Origin of the sequence: Streptomyces sp. P17, from assembly GCF_032436805.1 — a bacterium.
In the GTDB taxonomy this organism is placed as follows: Bacteria; Actinomycetota; Actinomycetes; order Streptomycetales; family Streptomycetaceae; genus Streptomyces.
Genome location: NZ_JAVRBF010000452.1, coordinates 1 through 357, shown reverse-complemented (window position 1 = coordinate 357; position 357 = coordinate 1). Strand labels below are relative to the sequence as shown.

At 52.9% G+C, this 357-nt stretch carries 1 protein-coding gene; it reads left to right on the top strand.

Annotated features, from left to right (window positions below; translation table 11 throughout):
- On the top strand, positions 1–357 hold a 357-nt coding region (locus RMT89_RS41685), incomplete at both ends, for a hypothetical protein (RefSeq protein ID WP_315888965.1).

Sequence of the window (357 nt, the reverse complement as noted above, 5' to 3'; positions counted from 1 at the left end):
GAGATTCTGCGAACTTGGGACGAGGCGCTCGAAAAGCTCACTGAGCTTCGAGCGGCGAAGGCGCGTCGGTTGAATGGAATTGCGCAGCGGCTCTTGGCGCCTAGTCGCGCTATTGGACAAGAATTTTCGCGTTCTAACTGGAATCCGAGCAGCTTTGGGGATGTGTTCGAAGAGCGACAGGACAAGAATACAGACCTTGGTGCAGATGACGTTGTCACAGTCGGAAAATATGCAATTCGAAAACAGTCCGAGCATTTCACGCGCAGTGTGGCCAGCAAGGATCTTTCCAACTACTGGACAATATCGCCTGGGGACTTCGTTTATGACCCCATGTCGGCTTACTATGGAGCCATCGGC